An 18378-nucleotide genomic window follows, 5' to 3' on the forward strand; every position below is an offset into this window, starting at 1 on the left:
TCGATAGTTTTGCAAATGAAAAATTTTACAAAATCTTATCCTTTGCTTATTCTTATTATATTAATTGGAATCGGTGCCATGTCATTCAACCCTGTCAGAAAAGGATCTGAATTTGAAAAAACATTTGTAACCCAGGGCTTATTCGGTTTTAAAAATAACCTTGAGGCTTTAAAAAAAGATGTTTATCAATTTAAAGAAGATAAAATCAGCGCAGAACAGCTTCAGAATTCCCTGAGAAATACCAGGAATTCATATAAAGAAATAGAATTTTTCATCGCTTATCATTATCCTGAGTTTTCCAAAACACACCTCAATGCAGCACCGCTGTTCAGAATAGAAGCGGCCGGTACTTCAGCCTATACACTTCCTCCTGAAGGTTTACAGGTATTGGATGAACTGATTTTTTCTGAAGAGGTCACAGAACAAAAAGATAAGATCATCGAAATCACAGACTATCTCTATAATAATTACAGTGATTTTTATCTGAGTACCCTAAACAACGGATTAAGCAAAGGAAATAATAAAACACTGCCTTTACGCATTGAACTTATCAGAATATATACCCTTGGAATTACCGGTTTTGATACTCCAGGATCGCTTAATATTTCCGAAGAAGCAGTACATGCTCTTACAGGAATGAAAAAATATATTGAGGATGAAATCTATTTTAAAAATTACGACAGACAGAAATCTGATCAACTATTATCTGAAGGCATTAATTATCTCTCTGAAAACAGGGATTTTGAAACATTTGACCGCATTCAGTTTTATAAAGATTACCTACAGCCTTTGTATGAAGAGTGGGGAAGTTGGGATGGTAATCCGGATGACCTGAAAGAATTTTCAGGATGGAACATTTCAAATAAAAATTTTTTCAGCAGTGACTTTCTTGATCCGTATTTCTATACGATTCTGAAAAGCTCTGAAGATTCTGAAGCGTTGAGAGTTTTGGGAAAAGAGATTTTTTATGATCAGAATCTCAGTGATAACGGGAAAATGAGCTGTGCATCCTGTCATCTCCCCGAAAATGCTTTTACCGATCTTAAAACCAAATCCCTCAGTAATGTTGAAGGGAAAACGGTGTTAAGAAATTCACCATCACTTTACAATGCTGTTTTTGCCAAAAGGTTTTTTTATGATATGCGTGCTTTTTATCTTGAGCAGCAGGCAGAGCATGTGATTTATAATAATCAGGAATTTAATACCAGTTACGAAAGCATTATCCGGAAACTCAAAGCGAAATCTGAATATAAAAAAGCGTTCCGAAAAGCATTTAAAAACGGAATTGCAGACAAACAGAACTTCTCTAAAGCACTAAGTGCTTATGTAGCCTCTCTGTATTCCTTCAATAGCGACTTTGATCGTTTTATGAGAAATGAAAAAGAAATTTCTGATGATGCTAAAAAGGGGTTTAACCTTTTTATGGGAAAAGCCAATTGTGCAACCTGCCATTTTGCTCCTCATTTTTCAGGATTGGTGCCGCCGTTCTTTAATGAAAATGAATCAGAAGTTCTTGGGGTTACTAAAAAACCGATACAAGTAAAACCAATGGAAATTGATTCTGATCGAGGAAGAATAAAAAGCAATGTGAAAAAAGAAGATTCCTGGATTTATGAAAACTCATTTAAAACCATGACCGTCAGAAATATTGCTTTAACAAAGCCTTACTTTCACAATGGGGCTTTTGATACACTCGAAGAGGTTTTGGATTTTTATAATGAAGGCGGAGCAGAAGGCCTGGGCATAAAAATTAATAATCAGACCTTACCGGCTGATAAACTGAACCTTACTGAGCCTGAGATGAAACAGATCATCACATTCCTCAATTCTCTGACCGATATCAGTAAAGCAAAAAATAAGTAGCGGATCATTTCTTTAGCAAATAAATCCTTTTGTGATTTAACAATTAATTAATTTCCGTAACATTAGGTTTGAGATTAATTAATATTTGGGTAGATTTAATTAAAGCCCTATTAACAGAGGGCTCAGCATAATGAAATAGTTTTGCAACAGAAAAATAAAAAGTATTTAAAATGAAAAGAAAATTACTTTCTGTTGCAGCACTTGTATTAATGACAGGCTCAGCATTTCATGCTCAGACGACCATTTTCAGTCAGGGATCATCATGGAGTTATAACGACACTAACGTTGCACCCGTACCACAGTGGAAAGATGCCAACTTCAATATTTCAGCGTGGCCTGCAGGAAACGGACCTTTAGGTTACGGAGATCCTGTAACTACAACCATCAATTCAGGATTACTTACCGCTTATTTTGCAAAAGATTTTACAGTAAATTTAGCAGACCTCAGTGCAACTCTTGAATTTGGAGTAAGAAGAGATGACGGTATTATTGTTTATCTGAACGGTGAAGAAGTGATCAGAGACAATATGCCTGCAGGAACGGTAACTCACGGAACTTTTTCTAGTACAACGATTGACGGTGCCGCAGAAACAGCGATTAACATCTTCTCTATTCCAAAAAGTAAATTTGTACAGGGAGTTAACAGGATTTCAATTGAATTACATAACAGAAGCGCAGGAAGTTCAGATTTAACAATAGATGCTTATCTTAAAAATACAACGACAGCTGTTACCCCTCCGGTAAGTACCACCTGTACAGGAGGTCATATCAGCTGTTTTACCTCTATCGTTCCTACATCACAGACTTCGAAGTTAATCATTCCAGCAGAACATAAATTCCAGATGATTCTGAAAGAAGGGGATGCTTATACAGAAGGTGGCGGACTTGTCGGAGGACAGAATGATTTCACAGGATATGTTGCAAAAAATGCAAGCAGTACCAATGGTTATCTGTCGGTGAATCACGAGACGAATCCCGGTGGAGTTACAATGGCTGAAATTAACTATAATGCTTCAACCAAACTCTGGCAGCTGACCAAATCAAGAGGAGTAAGCTTTTCTGCTTCAAGTCTGGTTCAGACGATAAGAAACTGTTCAGGCGGTGTTACCCCATGGGGAACAATCGTTACGGCAGAAGAATCTGTAACCTCTAATGATACCAATGCCGACGGTTATAAAGACTATGGATGGCTGGTTGAAATAGATCCTGCAACTGCACAGGTACTTTCTCATAATTCCAACGGTACAAAAGATAAATTGTGGCAGATGGGAATTATGAACCACGAAAATGTGGTGATCAACAATACAGGAACTGTCGCTTATTACGGGGAAGACGGCGGAACAAACATGGTGTATAAATATGTGATGGATACTCCGAACAATCTTTCGTCAGGAAATTTATATGTTCTGAAATTAGATCAGGGTCTGAGCAGTGGAAATCCTGTAGCCAGTACGGGCACATGGATTCAGATTCCCAATAAAACACAGGCAGATCAGAATAATACAACCTCTTTAGCTGCATCGCTTGGCGGAACCTCATTCAACGGTATTGAAGATGTTGAAATCAGCCCGCTTGATAATAAGGTTTATTTTACAGCAAAGGGTCTGAATAAAGTTTACAGAATGCAGGATAACGGTACTACTGCATCACAGGTGGAAGTTTTTGTAGGTGGATTAAACACTCAGTATTCTTTCAACACAACGGAGGGAATCAAAACTGAAACATGGGGTGACGGTAATGACAACCTTACTTTTGATGAATTGGGAAACCTTTGGGTTCTTCAGGACGGGGGTAAAAACTATATCTGGGTAGTGGCTCCGGATCATACCGCAGCTAATCCTAAAGTGAGATTATTTGCTTCTATGCCGGCAGGTTCTGAGCCTACAGGTCTTACCTTTACACCGGATCATAAATTTGGGTTCTTCTCTGTTCAGCATCCGAGTTCAACCATTGCATTAGATGTAGATGCAACAGGTAATACAATTGATTACAAAGGGAAGTCAGCTACCATGGTGATTGCTTTACAACAGTTCTTAGGTGCTGGCAGCGTATTGGGAACAACCGAAACTGTCAAAGAAACAGAGGTTACCGTTTCTCCGAATCCTACCTCAGGATTGGTTAAAATCAATACTCCTAAAGCTCTGAAAAACCTTGAGGTCACTGCGTACAGCATGGATGGTAAAATTGTTTATCAGAAGAAATACACAGGAAATACTTTATCCCTCGATTTAGATTTTACCTCTCAACTTCAGGTTTCAAGAGTTTTGATGTTGAATATCGAAGCTGAAGGATTCATTAAAACCGTGAAAATTCTCAAAAAATAATTACTAATTTTCTTTCTCAGCTGCCGGCATTTTCTTTGTCGGTGGCTTTTTTCTGTTTTATAGAAAATCTACAGTAAAACCAATTGTTTTCAAGCAAAGATCACACATGAAAAAAATAACAATCATCATTGCTTTTCTGAGTTTTTATAACAGTAAAGCACAGATTGATCCCATTAAATATCCCACCTATACCAACATTGAAGATGCCCTGAAAAGTGATAAAACGGTATATAGCATGAGCTTCAGAGAAAAAGGAATGTTTAATATTCCCCCTGATCTCGTAAAGATGGATTCACTTTTTTTCCTCAACCTGATGGGAAACAGATTAGAGAAAATGGATGAAGGGATTTTCAGGCTAAAAGAACTGGAAATTCTGAATATGAATGCCAACAGCATTAAATTTATTCCTGATGAAATAGGTGATTTAAAAAAACTGACTACTTTTTCGATGAACCTCAACAGTCTTACCGGGATCAATCCCAATTTGGCAAAACTTCAGCAGCTGCAGGTAGTACATTTCGATGCCAATAATCTGAATGTCTTTCCGGAAGCACTGTTACAAGTTCCGGCATTGGTAGAAATCAATCTCAGCAGTAATCAGATCAGTTTTGTTTCGCAGGATTTATATAAAATTAAAAATTTAAAATATTTAAACCTTTCTGCCAATCAGATCAATGATCTGACCGGTGTGAAATTTCCTGACAAAATTAAATACCTCGAACTTCAGCAGAATACGATTACAAAACTTCCTGAATCTTTATTTAATTCTGAAAATCTTGAATTTTTAAATGTCAGCAATAACAATCTGAAAGAAATTTCCTTTAAAGTAAAAAGGTTGAAAGGGATCGTCAGCATGAATCTCGCCAATAATAAGCTGAAAGACCTCCCATATGAATTTCAAAAGCTAAAAAAACTTAAAACATTGATCCTGGCTGGAAATCCGATGGATCCGTCAACGATTCAGAAACTCAAAGAATTAATGCCGGAGACACAGATTTATTTTTAAAGCTATCCGCCTACTCTTTTCGTTTTAAAACCCATATCCGTCAGGATTGCCATGATTTTATCACGGTTATCCCCCTGAATAATAATTGTACCGTCCTTTTCAGAACCGCCGATTCCAAGAGTGGTTTTTATTTTTTTTGAAATCTTCTTAAGATCTTCCTCGCTTCCTTCCCAACCTTCAACGATGGTTACCGGTTTACCGTTTCTGCCTTTCTTTTCAAACTTGCAGACCAGGGGTTCTTTCTGCTTAAACTGTTCTTCAGGCATCTGAAAATCCTGCTCTTCATGTTCAGGAAAAAGGTTTTTGAGTTGATCACGTAAATCCATACCGCAAAATTAATAAAATATTTAAAAGGTTTAATTTTTATCCATAGCATTAAAGACCTTAATTAACAAAAAAATGGGAAAATAATGATTCCAAAGACTTTCATGGGTAATGGATGTTCTGATTGAATATTACTTCATTCAGTACATTTACGAAGTTTTTTAATGAAAATTTAAGTCTCTCAAATTCTTCAATTCACTTTAAAATAGATAAATTTGTGTATAAAAATAAATTTAAAATGTCAAAAAAAGCAATACTGGCCATACTTGACGGATGGGGTTTAGGTCAAAATCCTGAAGTTTCTGCATTGGCTCAGGCAAATACACCATTTATAGACAGTTGTTATCAAAAATATCCGCACACCACCTTAGAGGCAAGTGGTCTTGCAGTAGGACTTCCATTAGGGCAGATGGGGAATTCTGAAGTAGGGCACATGAATCTGGGTGCCGGAAGAGTGGTATATCAGAATCTTGTTAAACTGAATATGGCTGTCGAAAACGGAACTTTGGGACATGAAGAAGTCATTCAGGAAGCTTTTGCCTATGCTAAAACCGAGAATAAAAACGTGCATTTCATAGGATTGGTTTCTAACGGAGGCGTACATTCCCATATTAATCACCTGAAGGGGCTTTTAACTGCAGCCGGTGAATTCGGACTGCATGATAATGTGTATGTCCATGCATTTACAGATGGAAGGGACTGCGATCCACACTCAGGTTCAGGGTTTATCAAAGAACTGGAGGATCACATGAGTACAACTACCGGAGCGCTGGCTACAGTGGTGGGAAGATATTATGCGATGGACAGGGACAGAAGATGGGAGCGTGTAAAACTGGCTTACGATGCCATGGTAAATGGTATAGGAGAGAGAACCACCGATGTGGATTCAATCATTCAAAAATCTTACAAAGAGGGAATCACCGACGAATTTATTAAACCGATCATATTGGTTAAGGATACACAAATCGGAAATGAGGTTCCCGTAGGAAAAATAGTGGATAACGATGTTGTGATCTGTTTCAATTTCCGTACAGACCGGGGAAGAGAAATCACCGAGGTTCTGTGCCAGCATGATATGCCGGAATATTTTATGAGAAAGCTGAATCTGCATTATGTTACTTTAACGAATTACGATAAAACTTACGAAAATGTAAAAGTGGTTTTTGATGAAGATGTGCTGAAAGAGACGATGGGTGAAGTTCTTGAAAGAAATGGGAAATCCCAGATCAGAATTGCAGAGACCGAAAAATACCCGCACGTCACCTTTTTCTTTTCGGGAGGCCGTGAAGAACAGTTTGAGGGCGAAAAAAGGCTTTTGTGTCCAAGTCCGAAAGATGTTCCTACTTATGATTTGAAACCTGAAATGTCAGCCTACGAAATTACCAGCTCAATACTGCCGGAACTGCAGAATGAAACAGCAGATTTTATCTGTCTCAATTTTGCCAATACCGATATGGTAGGTCATACAGGAGTTTTTGAAGCAGCAGTAAAAGCCGCTGAAACTGTTGATCAGTGTATTGAAAAAGTTGCTACCACAGCTTACGAGCATGGGTATGCTGTCTTTATTCTTGCTGACCATGGAAATTCTGATGTGATGATCAATGCAGACGGTTCTCCCAATACACAACATTCGACCAACTTGGTTCCTTTAATTGTTATGGATAAGGATCATCAATGGAATTTAAAGCCCGGAAAACTGGGAGATATGGCTCCTACGATTTTATCTGTAATGGGAATTGAGATTCCTGCAATTATGACGGGTGATATTTTAGTCAGCTAAATAATATACGATTATTATACATATACCGTTATCCTTACAGATAACGGTATATTTTTTATGATTTTGATCAGACATGTTATGAGAGACATCTAATAGTATGCTCCAAATAATAAAATATTAATATCTTTGTAAATTATAAACGTATTTAAGAATGTACAATAAACTCGTAAGAAAAGAGGTCATGGGTATTTTGGAAAAGGAAGTAGGTTCTTTTCTTGATAAATTTTTGACGCCGATCGAAAAGATCTGGCAGCCTTCAGATTATTTACCTGACCCTTCAAGTGAAAATTTTAAATACGATTTAGATGAAATTCAGACTTTTGCACGTGAAATGCCGTATGATCTTTTCGTGACCCTGATCGGCGATTGTATCACTGAAGAAGCGCTGCCTTCTTACGAATCATGGCTCATGGGGGTAGATGGTGTCAATCAGGAAGAGAAAGTAGGCTGGGCAAACTGGGTGAGATCATGGACCGGTGAAGAAAACCGTCACGGAGATTTATTGAATAAATACCTTTATCTGTGTGGCAGAGTCAATATGAGAGAAGTGGAGATCACTACTCAATATTTAATCAGTGATGGTTTTGATTTGGGGACGAGTATGGATCCCTACAGAAACTTTGTCTATACCAGTTTTCAGGAAACAGCAACCAATATTTCTCACAGAAGGGTAGGTACACTTGCCAAACAGTCAGGTAACGGAAAACTCGCTAAAATGTGTGGGGTCATTGCTGCAGACGAAGCAAGACATGCAAAAGCATATAAACATTTTGTGGCAAAAATTCTTGAACTGGATCCGTCTGAAATGATTCTTGCCTTTGAAGATATGATGCGTAAGAAAATCGTAATGCCTGCGCATTTGATGAGACAGTCCGGTCAGAAAGCAGGTGAGCTTTGGGGACATTTTTCAGATGCCGCACAGAGATGTATGGTATATACAGGACAGGATTATATCAATATTATGAAAGAACTGCTGGATGAATGGAAAATCGAACATATAACGGGTCTTACTGAAAAAGCTGAAAAAGCACAGGAATATTTGATGAAGCTTCCCTCCAGGTTACAGAAAATCACTGACCGTGTTTCTACGCCCGACCTTCAGTTTCAGTTCAGCTGGGTAAAACAGTAGTGATCAATATATATAAATGATTTAACCATCTGTTTTTAGGTCATTGTGCTAAGCTAAAATGATTTAAAGGCATTTTAACATAAATTATAACGAAGAGTGACGGATGTTTTTCCGACACTCTTTTTTATTTATTATCTTTGCCAAGCTAAAAAAGAACAAAATGTTAAGTAATAAAAAAATTGCTGTAGATTTCGACGGAACAATCGTGGATGATGCATATCCGGGAATTGGAAAAGCTAAAATTTTTGCATTTGAAACGTTGAAAAAACTTCAGTCTCAAGGGTTCAGATTAATACTGTGGACCTACAGACACGGCAAAACTCTTGATGAAGCGGTAGAATTCTGCAAAAAGAACGGGATTGAGTTTTATGCCATCAACTCCAGTTTTGAAGGAGAAGTCTTTGATAGCGAAACCCAGTCAAGAAAGCTTGATGCAGATTGGTTTATTGACGACCGAAACCTTGGGGGCTTCCCGGGATGGGGGGAGATTTACAATATTATTAATGAAAGAATAGAATTCCGGGTTGACGGAAAAGAAGTTTTAGCCTATTCAAAACTTAAAAAAGAAAAGAAAAAAGGTTTGTTCTGGTAGAATACCTGACAATATATCAGTGTAGCGATTTAATGATCTTTATACAATCGGTACACTGAAACATTTTTTACATTGGTAAATTTATAAGATGATTCAATTAAAAACGATAGACGAGATTCGTCTGATGAGAGAAAGTGCTCAATTGGTTTCCAGAACATTAGGAATGTTGGCAAAAGAAATCAAGCCCGGGATTACCACTTTATATTTAGATAAATTAGCCCATGATTTTATCAAAGACCATGGCGCTGAACCTGCATTTTTAGGATATGGAGGTTTTCCTTTTTCATTGTGTATTTCTCCTAATGATCAGGTTGTTCACGGTTTCCCTAATAAAGAAGAAATCAGGGAAGGTGATGTGCTTTCTGTAGATTGCGGAGCTGTTTTAAACGGTTATGTCGGTGACCATGCCTATACGTTTGAGATCGGTGAAGTAAAGCCGGAAATCAAAAAACTGCTTAAAGTAACCAAAGAATCCCTTTACAAAGGAATTGCACAATGTGTAAGAGGAAAAAGGATCGGGGATATTTCCCATGCGATCCAGTCGCACTGTGAAAGAGAAGGATATGGTGTGGTAAGAGAATTGGTGGGACATGGTTTAGGAAAAAAAATGCACGAGGAGCCCAATGTTCCGAATTACGGAAGACAGGGCAGCGGTAAAATAATCAAAGACGGTTTAACGATTGCTATTGAGCCTATGGTCAATATGGGAACTGAAAAAGTGAAGTTTCACAATGACGGATGGACGGTAACAACACTGGATAATCTTACATCAGCACATTTTGAGCATGATGTAGCAGTGGTGAACGGTAAACCTGTTTTGCTGTCTACCTTTAAATATGTTCACGAAGCTTTAGGGATAGAAAGCGATGAAGAAATGCCATTCCAAATGGATTTTTAATGAAAAAGCTCACGAAGTTTTTATTGAATAAAATTCCACGCCCAATGCTTATTCAGATGAGTGTCTGGGCGCGCCCGCTGATTTATCAGTTTTTTAAAGGGGATCAGTTTTTTGATCCGATTGATGGAAGATCATACCGTAAATTTCTACCCTATGGTTACGGAAAACAAAGAGAAAATGCTTTGTCTCCCGGAACTTTAAGTCTGGAAAGACACCGGCAGATGTGGCTCTACCTTCAGAACGAGACCGATTTTTTCATCAAAAACTGTAAAGTCCTGCATATTGCTCCTGAACAGGAGTTTTTGAGAAAATTCAAGAGAATGAGCAATCTCAACTATATTTCTGCAGATTTATATTCTCCGATTGTAGATGTGAAAGCAGATATTTTAGATCTACCATTTGAAAACGAGAGTTTTGATGTTATATTCTGCAACCATGTATTGGAACATATTGAAGATGACGCCAAAGCGATGAGTGAACTATACCGTGTTCTAAAGCCCGGAGGATGGGGGATTATTCAGGTTCCGATGAAAAATTCACTGGAGAAAACCTATGAAGATTTCACGATAAAAGATCCCAAAGAACGTCAGAAGCATTTCGGACAGTATGATCATGTCCGCTGGTATGGAATGGATTATTTTGACCGCCTCAGAAAAGCAGGTTTTGAAACAGAACCCAATTTCTACTCGAAACAGTTTTCTGATGCAGAAATTAGAAAGTACGGACTCAACCATAATGAGATTTTACCGGTGGTTTATAAAAAATAAAAAAACGTCTTCAATTTGAAGACGTTTTTTCGTTTACTGCTGCAGCCAGTATTTTTCTGAAACTCGTATAGAGTTTTTACTTATTCTCTCAGTGAGAAACAGCCTTTAAACCGATTACTGAACCAATCAATGTGCAGATAAAAAATATTCTCCAGAAACTTGCCGGATCTTTAAAAATCAAAATTCCCGTTAGTACTGTACCTACGGCACCGATTCCTGTCCAGACTGCGTAAGCCGTTCCTATGGGTAAAGTTTCAGTAGCTTTGATCAGAAGAAGCATGCTGATGGTCAGACAGGCAAGGAATCCCCCAAACCACCAGTACATTTCGTTTCCCGAAGTTTCTTTTACTTTTCCTAAACATGATGCAAAACCTACTTCAAACAGACCTGCAATAATTAAAATAATCCAATTCATTCCTTACTAATTTACAGGCAAAGTTGAGGATTTTGTTCCGGTATACATTTTACAATTGTTAAAAAATGAATCTGACTGAGATATCATTTTATCTTATTCAAAGCTCAGAAGTGAATGATAACAATTATTTCAATTCCGAACGGATTCTGCTTAGACTGACCTGTGTAATTCCAAGGTATGAAGCAATATGTCCCAGCTGAACTCTCAGGATGAGATAAGGTTTATCTCTAAGCAGATCTTTGTACCGCTCCAGAGCAGTTTTATACTGTCTTGAAATAATCAGTTCTTCAGTTTTCATCAATTCCCTTTCGGCAAATTTTCTTCCCCAGTTGGCCAAATGAATGTCTTCATTAAATAAAGCTTTCAGCATTGAAGTTTCAAGCCGGTAAAATTCACAGTCTTCCAGAAGTTCGATACTTTCATATCCAGGTTTGTCTTCAACGTAACTTTTCATTGAAACCACAGGATCTCCCTCCGAACCAAACCAGAAAGTAATGTCATTATTTTCCGTGGATGCAAAAGCACGGACAATTCCTTTTTTCAAAAAATAAATATGAGGAATAACCTTGTCAGACTCCATTAAAGTAAATCCTTTAGGGTGTTTAACTTCAGTAATATGCTGCTTGAGATTTCTTTGGGAAGCTGCAGGAAGTGGATAAATGTTATCAATTATTTCTTCAATATTCATAGGGGTGAAGTTATTTAAATTTAATGTACCATTCTTTATTTTGCAATTAAATTCAGTTTCGCCTGATTTATTTGGATCTTCATAATTCTAAAAAAAATATTTGAAATTTGGGACAGAGCTGCAGGCTCTTTTTTTGGTTTTTTACATCAGTTCAAAAGTACGAATGAAAGTATATATTCCATAATTCAGAGATAAAAATCTATTTATTTAACCTGATTTCGTATCAATAATTTTTAAATAATTGATTTTCAAAATAACGCTATTTTTTCGCAAAGAAAAACAAAGAAATACTTCTCTTGAAACGCATTAAAGTTAGACAATGCCATTTCGTTTATCAAAGAGATACAAGAATTTTGTATTACCCTGATAAGTTTCATACCTTTGTTTGTTCTAAACCTTTAAAAATCATGTGATTAGTATTTTTTGTTTAGCGTTACGTTTTTATAAAGCCCTATTCCGAACTGAGGTTATTTACGTGCCAGGTTTAAACGAATTTTCAGTCAAAAGCAGTTTTTTTTACCATCAAATTTTAATATAGACCACAAGACCGATTTTGTTTTACTAACTTTGCGAATCGTAATAAAAACGACTTAATTTTTTTATATGCATAAAGCAGGATTTGTAAATATCGTTGGAAAGCCAAATGCCGGAAAATCAACCCTTTTAAATCAATTGATGGGGGAGAAACTGGCAATCGTTACCCAAAAGGCACAGACCACCAGACATAGAATTTTCGGAATTTATAATGAAGAAGACTTACAGATTGTATTTTCTGATACTCCCGGGGTTTTAGATCCAAAATACGGTTTGCAGGAAAAAATGATGGATTTTGTAAAAGATTCTTTACAGGATGCAGACATTTTTCTTTTCATTGTAGATGTTACAGATAAATCTGAACCTTCAGAATTTTTAATAGAAAAACTCAACAAAATCCCGGTACCGGTTTTATTGTTACTGAATAAAGTAGATCAGACTAATCAGGAAGGCCTGGAGAAATTAGTAGGAGAATGGCACGAAAGAATTCCGAAAGCGGAAATCCTTCCTATTTCTGCACTAAATGCTTTCAATACAGATATTATTTTGCCAAAATTAAAATCAATGTTACCGGAAAGCCCGGCCTACTATGATAAAGATATGTATACCGATAAGCCTGAAAGATTCTTTGTGAACGAGGCTATTCGTGAGAAAATTCTTCTGAATTATGAGAAGGAAATTCCATACTCTGTAGAAGTGGTAACCGAAATGTTTAAAGAAAATGAAGGGATTATCTTTATTGATTCTATTATCTATGTTGAAAGAGATACCCAGAAAGGGATTATCATCGGGCATAAAGGAGAAGCGATCAAAAAAGTAGGTACTGAAGCGAGGATAGATCTTGAGAAATTTTTCTCAAAAAAAATTCATTTAAATCTTTTTGTTAAAGTGAAAAAAGACTGGAGAAAGAACGACAGAGATTTGAAAAATTTCGGTTACAGATAGACTAAAAGTCAATAATCATCGTTGAAATAACAGGAATTTTATTAACTTTAAACTAAAATTTTATTCAATGAGCTATTCCAACTCAAAAACTAATCCCCTATTTATAGACATCACATTATTGGCAGTAAGATTATTTATAGGTTTTGCAATGCTGTCTCACGGTTTTCCGAAACTTCAGATGTTATTGGAAGGAGGCGATATTAAGTTTTTTGATTTCTTAGGATTGGGTCCGCAAATTTCTTTGGGTTTAACTGTTTTCGCTGAATTTGTATGTTCTATTTTTCTCATATTGGGTTTGTTCACCAGAATAGCAACAGGCTTTCTGATGTTTACGATGGTTGTAGCAGGCTTTTTCGTGCATGGAGCCGATCCTTTTGATAAAAGGGAATTAAGTTTTCTCTATCTCACCATTTACCTGTTTATTATGCTCTTAGGAGCAGGCAAGTTTTCTGTTGACGGTATGATTGAAAATAAGAGAAGATCATCAGAATGGTAGGTCATACTTTTAAATATACAGAGCGGTAATTGATTGCCGCTTTTTTTATGAATAAAACCGATGGTTTTTTAACAGCCGGATTGCCGGTATCAGACCATAATTGTTATTAATCATTGTTTGATTTTAAATATTTATTCTGTCTTTTATGATTAATTACTTTTCATTAAATTCGTAACAAATCAAAAAGATAATGAAAATCAAACTAAGCATCTGTTTATTGGCATTTCTGAACTTTTATGAAGCGCAGGAAAATATTTCTTACCAAAAACCCTCTGCAGAAATTCTTAAACTGGCAGATTATGACAGACCTCCGACCGTCCTTACCAATTCAAAAAAAGACTGGGTAGTTTTTGTCTACCGCCCGACTTACAAAACCCTTGATGATCTTAACCAGCAGGAAATGAAGTTAGGCGGTCTGAGAATCAATCCTGTTACCAATATTTCGAGTACAACTTCATATTCTTACAATCTTAAAGTAAGAAAGATGAATGATAAAACGGAAGTCCAGGTTAAAGGGCTGCCTGCAAACCCTAAAATTACCAATACTTCCTTTTCTCCTGATGAGAAAAAATTAGCCTTTACAAATACGACCGATAAAGGTGTAGAGCTCTGGGTTGTTGATCTTGCAGATGCGACGGCCAAGAAAATAACCAAAGATTATCTGAATGCCAATTTAGGAAACCCATATAGCTGGATGAAAGATTCTCAGAGTTTTCTGATTAAGGTTCTTCCTGAGAACAGAGCCAAATTATCCGACTCTTCAAAAGATCTGCCCACAGGACCGATTGTTTCTACTGCCGACGGAAAGGTTTCTCAGAACAGAACCTATCAGGATCTTCTTAAAAATCCGCAGGATGAAAAGAATTTTGAAATCCTTACTGCCTCAGAATTGTATCATGTGGACATGAACGGAAATCTTAAAAAGATAAAAGATCAGGATATGTTTTCCGGAATCAGCTATTCTCCTGACGGAAATTATTTAATGCTGACGACCATCAAGAAACCGTTTTCTTATATTGTTCCTCTAAACAGGTTTCCAATGACCACTACAGTTTACGATAACAGTGGAAATGTTGTGAAAACTGTAAATGAAGTTCCGTTGAATGAAATTATGCCTAAAGGTTTTTCTTCCGTCCGAACCGGGAAAAGAGAGATGAGCTGGAGAGCTGACCAACCCGCAACTTTGGTTTTTGCTGAAGCACTCGATGGCGGAGACCAGTCGAAAACAGTTGATTACAGAGACGAAATTTTCACATGGGAGGCTCCGTTTTCTGCTCAGCCGAAATCGTTCTTTAAAACAAAGCAGAGATACGAAGGGACAAGCTGGACCAATAACCATTATGCGGTTGTTTCAGAAGGCTGGTATGATACAAGGAACACAAAATCTTATCTTGTCGATTTAAATGACGGAAAATCTCAAATTATTGAAGACCGTAATTATCAGGATGTCTATAGTGATCCGGGAAGCTTCAATACCACCAAAAATGATTTCGGAAGATATGTTCTGGATATGAAAAACGACAAAGCCTATCTTATCGGAGCCGGTTTTACAAAAGAAGGACAGCATCCTTTTATCGATGAAATAGATATGAAATCTTTAAAGAAGAAAAGATTGTACACTTCAAATCTTAAAGGAGCCAAAGAAGAAATAATTGATATCATCAACCCGTCAAAAGGAGATGTTCTGACGATTCAGCAGTCGGCAAGTCAATATCCAAATTACTTCAGGAAAAACATCAAATCTAATAAAACCGAAGCCGTTACCAATTTTGCCAATCCGTTTGAAAGTATAAAGGATGTGTACAAAGAAGTAATTACATACAAAAGAAATGATGGTGTTACACTGACCGGAACACTTTATCTGCCTGCAAATTATGACAGAAAAGCTAAAAAGGAAAAGCTTCCATTACTGATCTGGGCATATCCGACAGAATATAAAGATAAAAATACAGCAGGACAGAATACCCAGAATCCTAATGATTTTACCTTCCCGTACTATGGATCATTTGTATACTGGACAGCAAAAGGATATGCAGTTCTGGATGATGCAGCGTTCCCCATCATCGGAGAAGGGAAAACCGAACCCAATGATACTTTCATTCCACAGTTGGTTGCCAATGGAAAAGCAGCGATCGATGCTGTGGATCAGTTAGGATATATCGACAGAAATAAGGTAGCAGTAGGAGGACATTCTTACGGTGCATTTATGACAGCCAACCTTCTGACTCATTCTAAAGATTACGCATGCGGAATTGCCAGAAGCGGAGCTTATAACAGGACTCTGACTCCTTTTGGTTTCCAGAGTGAGCAGAGGAATTACTGGGATGTACCGGAGATTTACAATACCATGTCACCCTTCATGAATGCAGATAAAATGAAAACACCACTGCTGCTGATCCACGGTGATGCTGATAACAACCCCGGTACATTTACGTTGCAGACTGAGAGATATTTTCAGGCACTGAAAAACCTCGGAGCACCTGTAAAGATGGTTCTTCTCCCAAAAGAGGCACATGGCTATGCCGCTAAAGAAAATATCCTCCACCTTCTTTGGGAACAGGATCAGTTTTTGGAGAAATGCCTTAAGAAATAAATAATAAATACGCCTCGCTCAATCAGCGGGGCGTATTCATTTTGGAATCAATTCCAATACTGTTTACAGCAACTGAAAATTCACTTCAGTTCCTTTTTCATCATCAAATCAGTCTGATCTTCACTGCCAAATTTAAAAATATGCTGATCAAATTCTACGAAGCCGTTTTTTTTATAAAACTGAACAGCTCTGTGGTTTTCTTCCCAGACTCCCAGCCAAATGTAATCTACACCTGTCTCTCCGGCAATTTCTAAAGCTTTGTCATACAGGATTTGTCCCACTTTTTGGCCGTGAAAATCTTTAGAAACGTAGATTCTTTCTATTTCAAGCGATTGGGCATCCTGCAATTCAGTCTGCGCATCACCGTTATTCACTTTCAGGTATCCGATGACCTCGTTTTCACAAAGTGCAAAGAAAAATTGTGAATTTTTATTCTGAATTTCTAAAGTCAATTTTTCCGGAGTGAAACCTGTGGCCATATACAAAGCCATATTTTCCTCCGTATTGTGTGGGGAAAATGTATCAAAAAATGTCCGTTTCGCTATAATCTGAAGTGATTCGAGATCATTCAGACTCACTTTTTTCAGGATGATTTCTTTCATTTGTGTATTAAAATTAAACTGATTTATGATTTTTTATTCTTTTTGCAGACATATCCAGAAAACGTTTCACCAGCAAAAATGCGGATATCGTTAATCCCAATCCAAGCGCAATCCACATTCCGAAGGCGCCCATTCTTAAAGTTACACAGAGAAAATATCCTAATGGAATTGTAATCAGCCAGTAGGCTATAAAGGTAATGATTGACGGGATTTTTACATCCTGCAAACCTCTCAGCATTCCCAGTGCAGTTACCTGAATTCCGTCTGAAAGCTGAAACAGGGCGGCAATGATCATTAATTTTGATGCCAGCATAATCACTTCAATTTCTTCAGGCTTTGTGAAAAATGTAGGAAGGATATTTCTGCCTAAAATGAAGATCACACCACAAAAGCACATAAAGAGAAATGCAATTTTCAGATTGTTGATTCCTATTTTTCTCAGTTCAACAAAGTTCTGTTCGCCAAGTTTTCGGCCGATCATCACTGTTGATGCCACACTGAAGCCGATACACAGATTAAAAGTAAATGATGCCATGCTCAATGCAATCTGGTGTGAAGCAATGTCATGTGAAGAGATTAATCCGCAGATAAATGCTGCTCCTGCAAAAGCAGTTACCTCAAAGAACATCTGTAACGCAGTAGGAAAACCTAACCTTACCATTTTTTCAAACATTTTCTTTGAAAAAACCTGCATTTTTAATGAAAATTCTTTGACATATAATCTCGTTTTAGGTTCTTTCATCAGAACAAAATAAAGAAATACAACCATGAAGATCCGCGCAATTAAACTGGCCAGTGCAGAACCTTTCACCCCCATTTCCGGGAAGATCCAAAGTCCTTTGATGAAAACATAATTCAGTACAATGTTAATCACATTAGCTATGATTGTTGCTTTGGTTACCCCAATCGTATACGATAATCCTTCAGAAACCTCTCTTAAAGTCTGAAATGCCATAAAGGGAACAATGCTGATCGCCATGATCCATAAAAAGTCTACCGTATCCGGAATGATCTTCGCCGGCTGACCAGAATGATAGAGCAGAGGTAATCCTGAAAACAGGACAAGCATCAGAATAATCCCTACAGTCATGTTAATTACGAAACCGTGACTGAAAACCGAATTGATGGTGGCATGATCATTTTTAGAATGTGCCTCGGAAACCAATGGCGGAATGGCAAAAGAAAATCCCAGTGCCAGAACAAACATAGAAAAAAATACGGCATTTCCCAAAGATACGGATGCCAGAGCATCAGCACCCAGTAATTTTCCCACGATAATATTATCAAACAGGTTTACAGAAACCTGCCCCACTTGTGTAAGCATTACAGGAAGAGCCAAGGTAAGGGCCTCTTTCGTGTAATTTTTATTTAAAAAGCTCATAATAGTTTATAAAAAAAAATTTGCAGTATAGTTACTGCAAA

The 18378-nt window shown here is 37.2% G+C and carries 16 protein-coding genes; 11 read left to right on the forward strand and 5 right to left on the reverse strand.

All coding sequences use genetic code 11. The features are described 5' to 3' along the window. The first annotated feature begins 15 nt into the window (after positions 1–15). The 3 genes from AC2A07_RS02140 to AC2A07_RS02150 all read left to right on the forward strand — a co-directional run bounded on the left by AC2A07_RS02140 (position 16) and on the right by AC2A07_RS02150 (position 5193). Entirely contained in the window at positions 16–1863 is a 1848-nt protein-coding gene (locus tag AC2A07_RS02140; protein WP_484049008.1) for a cytochrome-c peroxidase, read from the forward strand. 170 nt (positions 1864–2033) lie between these two features. Beyond that, positions 2034–4187, forward strand: coding sequence for an alkaline phosphatase PhoX (locus AC2A07_RS02145; RefSeq protein WP_484049009.1), 2154 nt, complete (start codon positions 2034–2036; stop codon positions 4185–4187). A 106-nt stretch (positions 4188–4293) separates the two neighbouring features. Then, positions 4294–5193: a leucine-rich repeat domain-containing protein gene (locus AC2A07_RS02150; RefSeq protein ID WP_484049010.1), complete on the forward strand. Its 900-nt coding sequence runs from the start codon at positions 4294–4296 to the stop codon at positions 5191–5193. Between the two features lie 2 nt (positions 5194–5195). Here the strand turns inward: AC2A07_RS02150 and AC2A07_RS02155 are convergent, their stop codons facing one another. Further along, positions 5196–5519 (reverse strand): translation initiation factor, encoded by a 324-nt coding sequence (locus tag AC2A07_RS02155; protein ID WP_484049011.1) that lies wholly within the window; start codon positions 5517–5519, stop codon positions 5196–5198. Between the two features lie 236 nt (positions 5520–5755). On the opposite strand from AC2A07_RS02155, the gene gpmI reads away from it, so the two are divergent. The 5 genes from gpmI (at position 5756) to AC2A07_RS02180 (ending at position 10683) form a co-directional block, all read left to right on the forward strand. Further along, positions 5756–7297, forward strand: a complete 1542-nt coding sequence (gene gpmI / locus AC2A07_RS02160; protein WP_484049012.1) for a 2,3-bisphosphoglycerate-independent phosphoglycerate mutase — start codon at positions 5756–5758, stop codon at positions 7295–7297. Between the two features lie 151 nt (positions 7298–7448). Beyond that, entirely contained in the window at positions 7449–8426 is a 978-nt protein-coding gene (locus AC2A07_RS02165; protein WP_484049013.1) for an acyl-ACP desaturase, read from the forward strand. Between the two features lie 160 nt (positions 8427–8586). Then, the gene (locus tag AC2A07_RS02170; protein WP_314490549.1) at positions 8587–9018 is read left to right on the forward strand and encodes a BT0820 family HAD-type phosphatase; all 432 of its coding nucleotides are present in this window, start codon (positions 8587–8589) and stop codon (positions 9016–9018) included. An 88-nt stretch (positions 9019–9106) separates the two neighbouring features. Further along, positions 9107–9916: a type I methionyl aminopeptidase gene (gene map, locus AC2A07_RS02175; RefSeq protein WP_484049014.1), complete on the forward strand. Its 810-nt coding sequence runs from the start codon at positions 9107–9109 to the stop codon at positions 9914–9916. After that, entirely contained in the window at positions 9916–10683 is a 768-nt protein-coding gene (locus AC2A07_RS02180; RefSeq protein ID WP_484049015.1) for a class I SAM-dependent methyltransferase, read from the forward strand. The genes map and AC2A07_RS02180 overlap by 1 nt, the downstream gene beginning before the upstream one ends. An 88-nt stretch (positions 10684–10771) precedes the next feature. On the opposite strand, the gene AC2A07_RS02185 is transcribed toward AC2A07_RS02180, so the two are convergent. Beyond that, positions 10772–11098 carry a DMT family transporter gene (locus tag AC2A07_RS02185; protein ID WP_484049016.1) on the reverse strand — a complete coding sequence of 109 codons (327 nt, stop codon included), beginning with the start codon at positions 11096–11098 and terminating at the stop codon, positions 10772–10774. A 124-nt stretch (positions 11099–11222) separates the two neighbouring features. Further along, on the reverse strand, positions 11223–11786 hold the full coding sequence (locus AC2A07_RS02190; RefSeq protein WP_484049017.1) for a Crp/Fnr family transcriptional regulator: 564 nt from the start codon (positions 11784–11786) through the stop codon (positions 11223–11225). Between the two features lie 603 nt (positions 11787–12389). Here AC2A07_RS02190 and era point away from each other — a divergent pair. The 3 genes from era (at position 12390) to AC2A07_RS02205 (ending at position 16354) form a co-directional block, all read left to right on the forward strand. Further along, positions 12390–13265, forward strand: coding sequence for a GTPase Era (gene era, locus AC2A07_RS02195; RefSeq protein WP_484049018.1), 876 nt, complete (start codon positions 12390–12392; stop codon positions 13263–13265). Between the two features lie 67 nt (positions 13266–13332). After that, positions 13333–13761 carry a DoxX family protein gene (locus AC2A07_RS02200; RefSeq protein WP_484049019.1) on the forward strand — a complete coding sequence of 143 codons (429 nt, stop codon included), beginning with the start codon at positions 13333–13335 and terminating at the stop codon, positions 13759–13761. A gap of 190 nt (positions 13762–13951) precedes the next feature. After that, complete coding sequence (locus AC2A07_RS02205; protein WP_484049020.1) at positions 13952–16354, forward strand: alpha/beta hydrolase family protein; 2403 nt, start codon at positions 13952–13954, stop codon at positions 16352–16354. An 80-nt stretch (positions 16355–16434) separates the two neighbouring features. On the opposite strand, the gene AC2A07_RS02210 is transcribed toward AC2A07_RS02205, so the two are convergent. After that, a complete protein-coding gene (locus AC2A07_RS02210; RefSeq protein ID WP_484049021.1) occupies positions 16435–16956 on the reverse strand; it encodes a GNAT family N-acetyltransferase in 522 nt (173 codons plus the stop codon). A gap of 13 nt (positions 16957–16969) precedes the next feature. After that, positions 16970–18337: an MATE family efflux transporter gene (locus AC2A07_RS02215; protein ID WP_484049022.1), complete on the reverse strand. Its 1368-nt coding sequence runs from the start codon at positions 18335–18337 to the stop codon at positions 16970–16972. Positions 18338–18378: the final 41 nt, after the last annotated feature.

The sequence above is a fragment of the Chryseobacterium sp. HNCC26DJ238 genome (assembly GCF_057180465.1).

Coding starts and splice junctions, on each gene's coding strand:
- AC2A07_RS02210 (WP_484049021.1), bottom strand. CDS start 16,956: ATGAAAGAAATCATCCTGAAAAAAGTGAGTCTGAATGATCTCGAATCA.
- AC2A07_RS02205 (WP_484049020.1), top strand. CDS start 13,952: ATGAAAATCAAACTAAGCATCTGTTTATTGGCATTTCTGAACTTTTAT.
- era (WP_484049018.1), top strand. CDS start 12,390: ATGCATAAAGCAGGATTTGTAAATATCGTTGGAAAGCCAAATGCCGGA.
- AC2A07_RS02170 (WP_314490549.1), top strand. CDS start 8,587: ATGTTAAGTAATAAAAAAATTGCTGTAGATTTCGACGGAACAATCGTG.
- AC2A07_RS02145 (WP_484049009.1), top strand. CDS start 2,034: ATGAAAAGAAAATTACTTTCTGTTGCAGCACTTGTATTAATGACAGGC.
- AC2A07_RS02180 (WP_484049015.1), top strand. CDS start 9,916: ATGAAAAAGCTCACGAAGTTTTTATTGAATAAAATTCCACGCCCAATG.
- AC2A07_RS02185 (WP_484049016.1), bottom strand. CDS start 11,098: ATGAATTGGATTATTTTAATTATTGCAGGTCTGTTTGAAGTAGGTTTT.
- gpmI (WP_484049012.1), top strand. CDS start 5,756: ATGTCAAAAAAAGCAATACTGGCCATACTTGACGGATGGGGTTTAGGT.
- AC2A07_RS02215 (WP_484049022.1), bottom strand. CDS start 18,337: ATGAGCTTTTTAAATAAAAATTACACGAAAGAGGCCCTTACCTTGGCT.
- map (WP_484049014.1), top strand. CDS start 9,107: ATGATTCAATTAAAAACGATAGACGAGATTCGTCTGATGAGAGAAAGT.
- AC2A07_RS02140 (WP_484049008.1), top strand. CDS start 16: ATGAAAAATTTTACAAAATCTTATCCTTTGCTTATTCTTATTATATTA.
- AC2A07_RS02165 (WP_484049013.1), top strand. CDS start 7,449: ATGTACAATAAACTCGTAAGAAAAGAGGTCATGGGTATTTTGGAAAAG.
- AC2A07_RS02150 (WP_484049010.1), top strand. CDS start 4,294: ATGAAAAAAATAACAATCATCATTGCTTTTCTGAGTTTTTATAACAGT.
- AC2A07_RS02200 (WP_484049019.1), top strand. CDS start 13,333: ATGAGCTATTCCAACTCAAAAACTAATCCCCTATTTATAGACATCACA.
- AC2A07_RS02190 (WP_484049017.1), bottom strand. CDS start 11,786: ATGAATATTGAAGAAATAATTGATAACATTTATCCACTTCCTGCAGCT.
- AC2A07_RS02155 (WP_484049011.1), bottom strand. CDS start 5,519: ATGGATTTACGTGATCAACTCAAAAACCTTTTTCCTGAACATGAAGAG.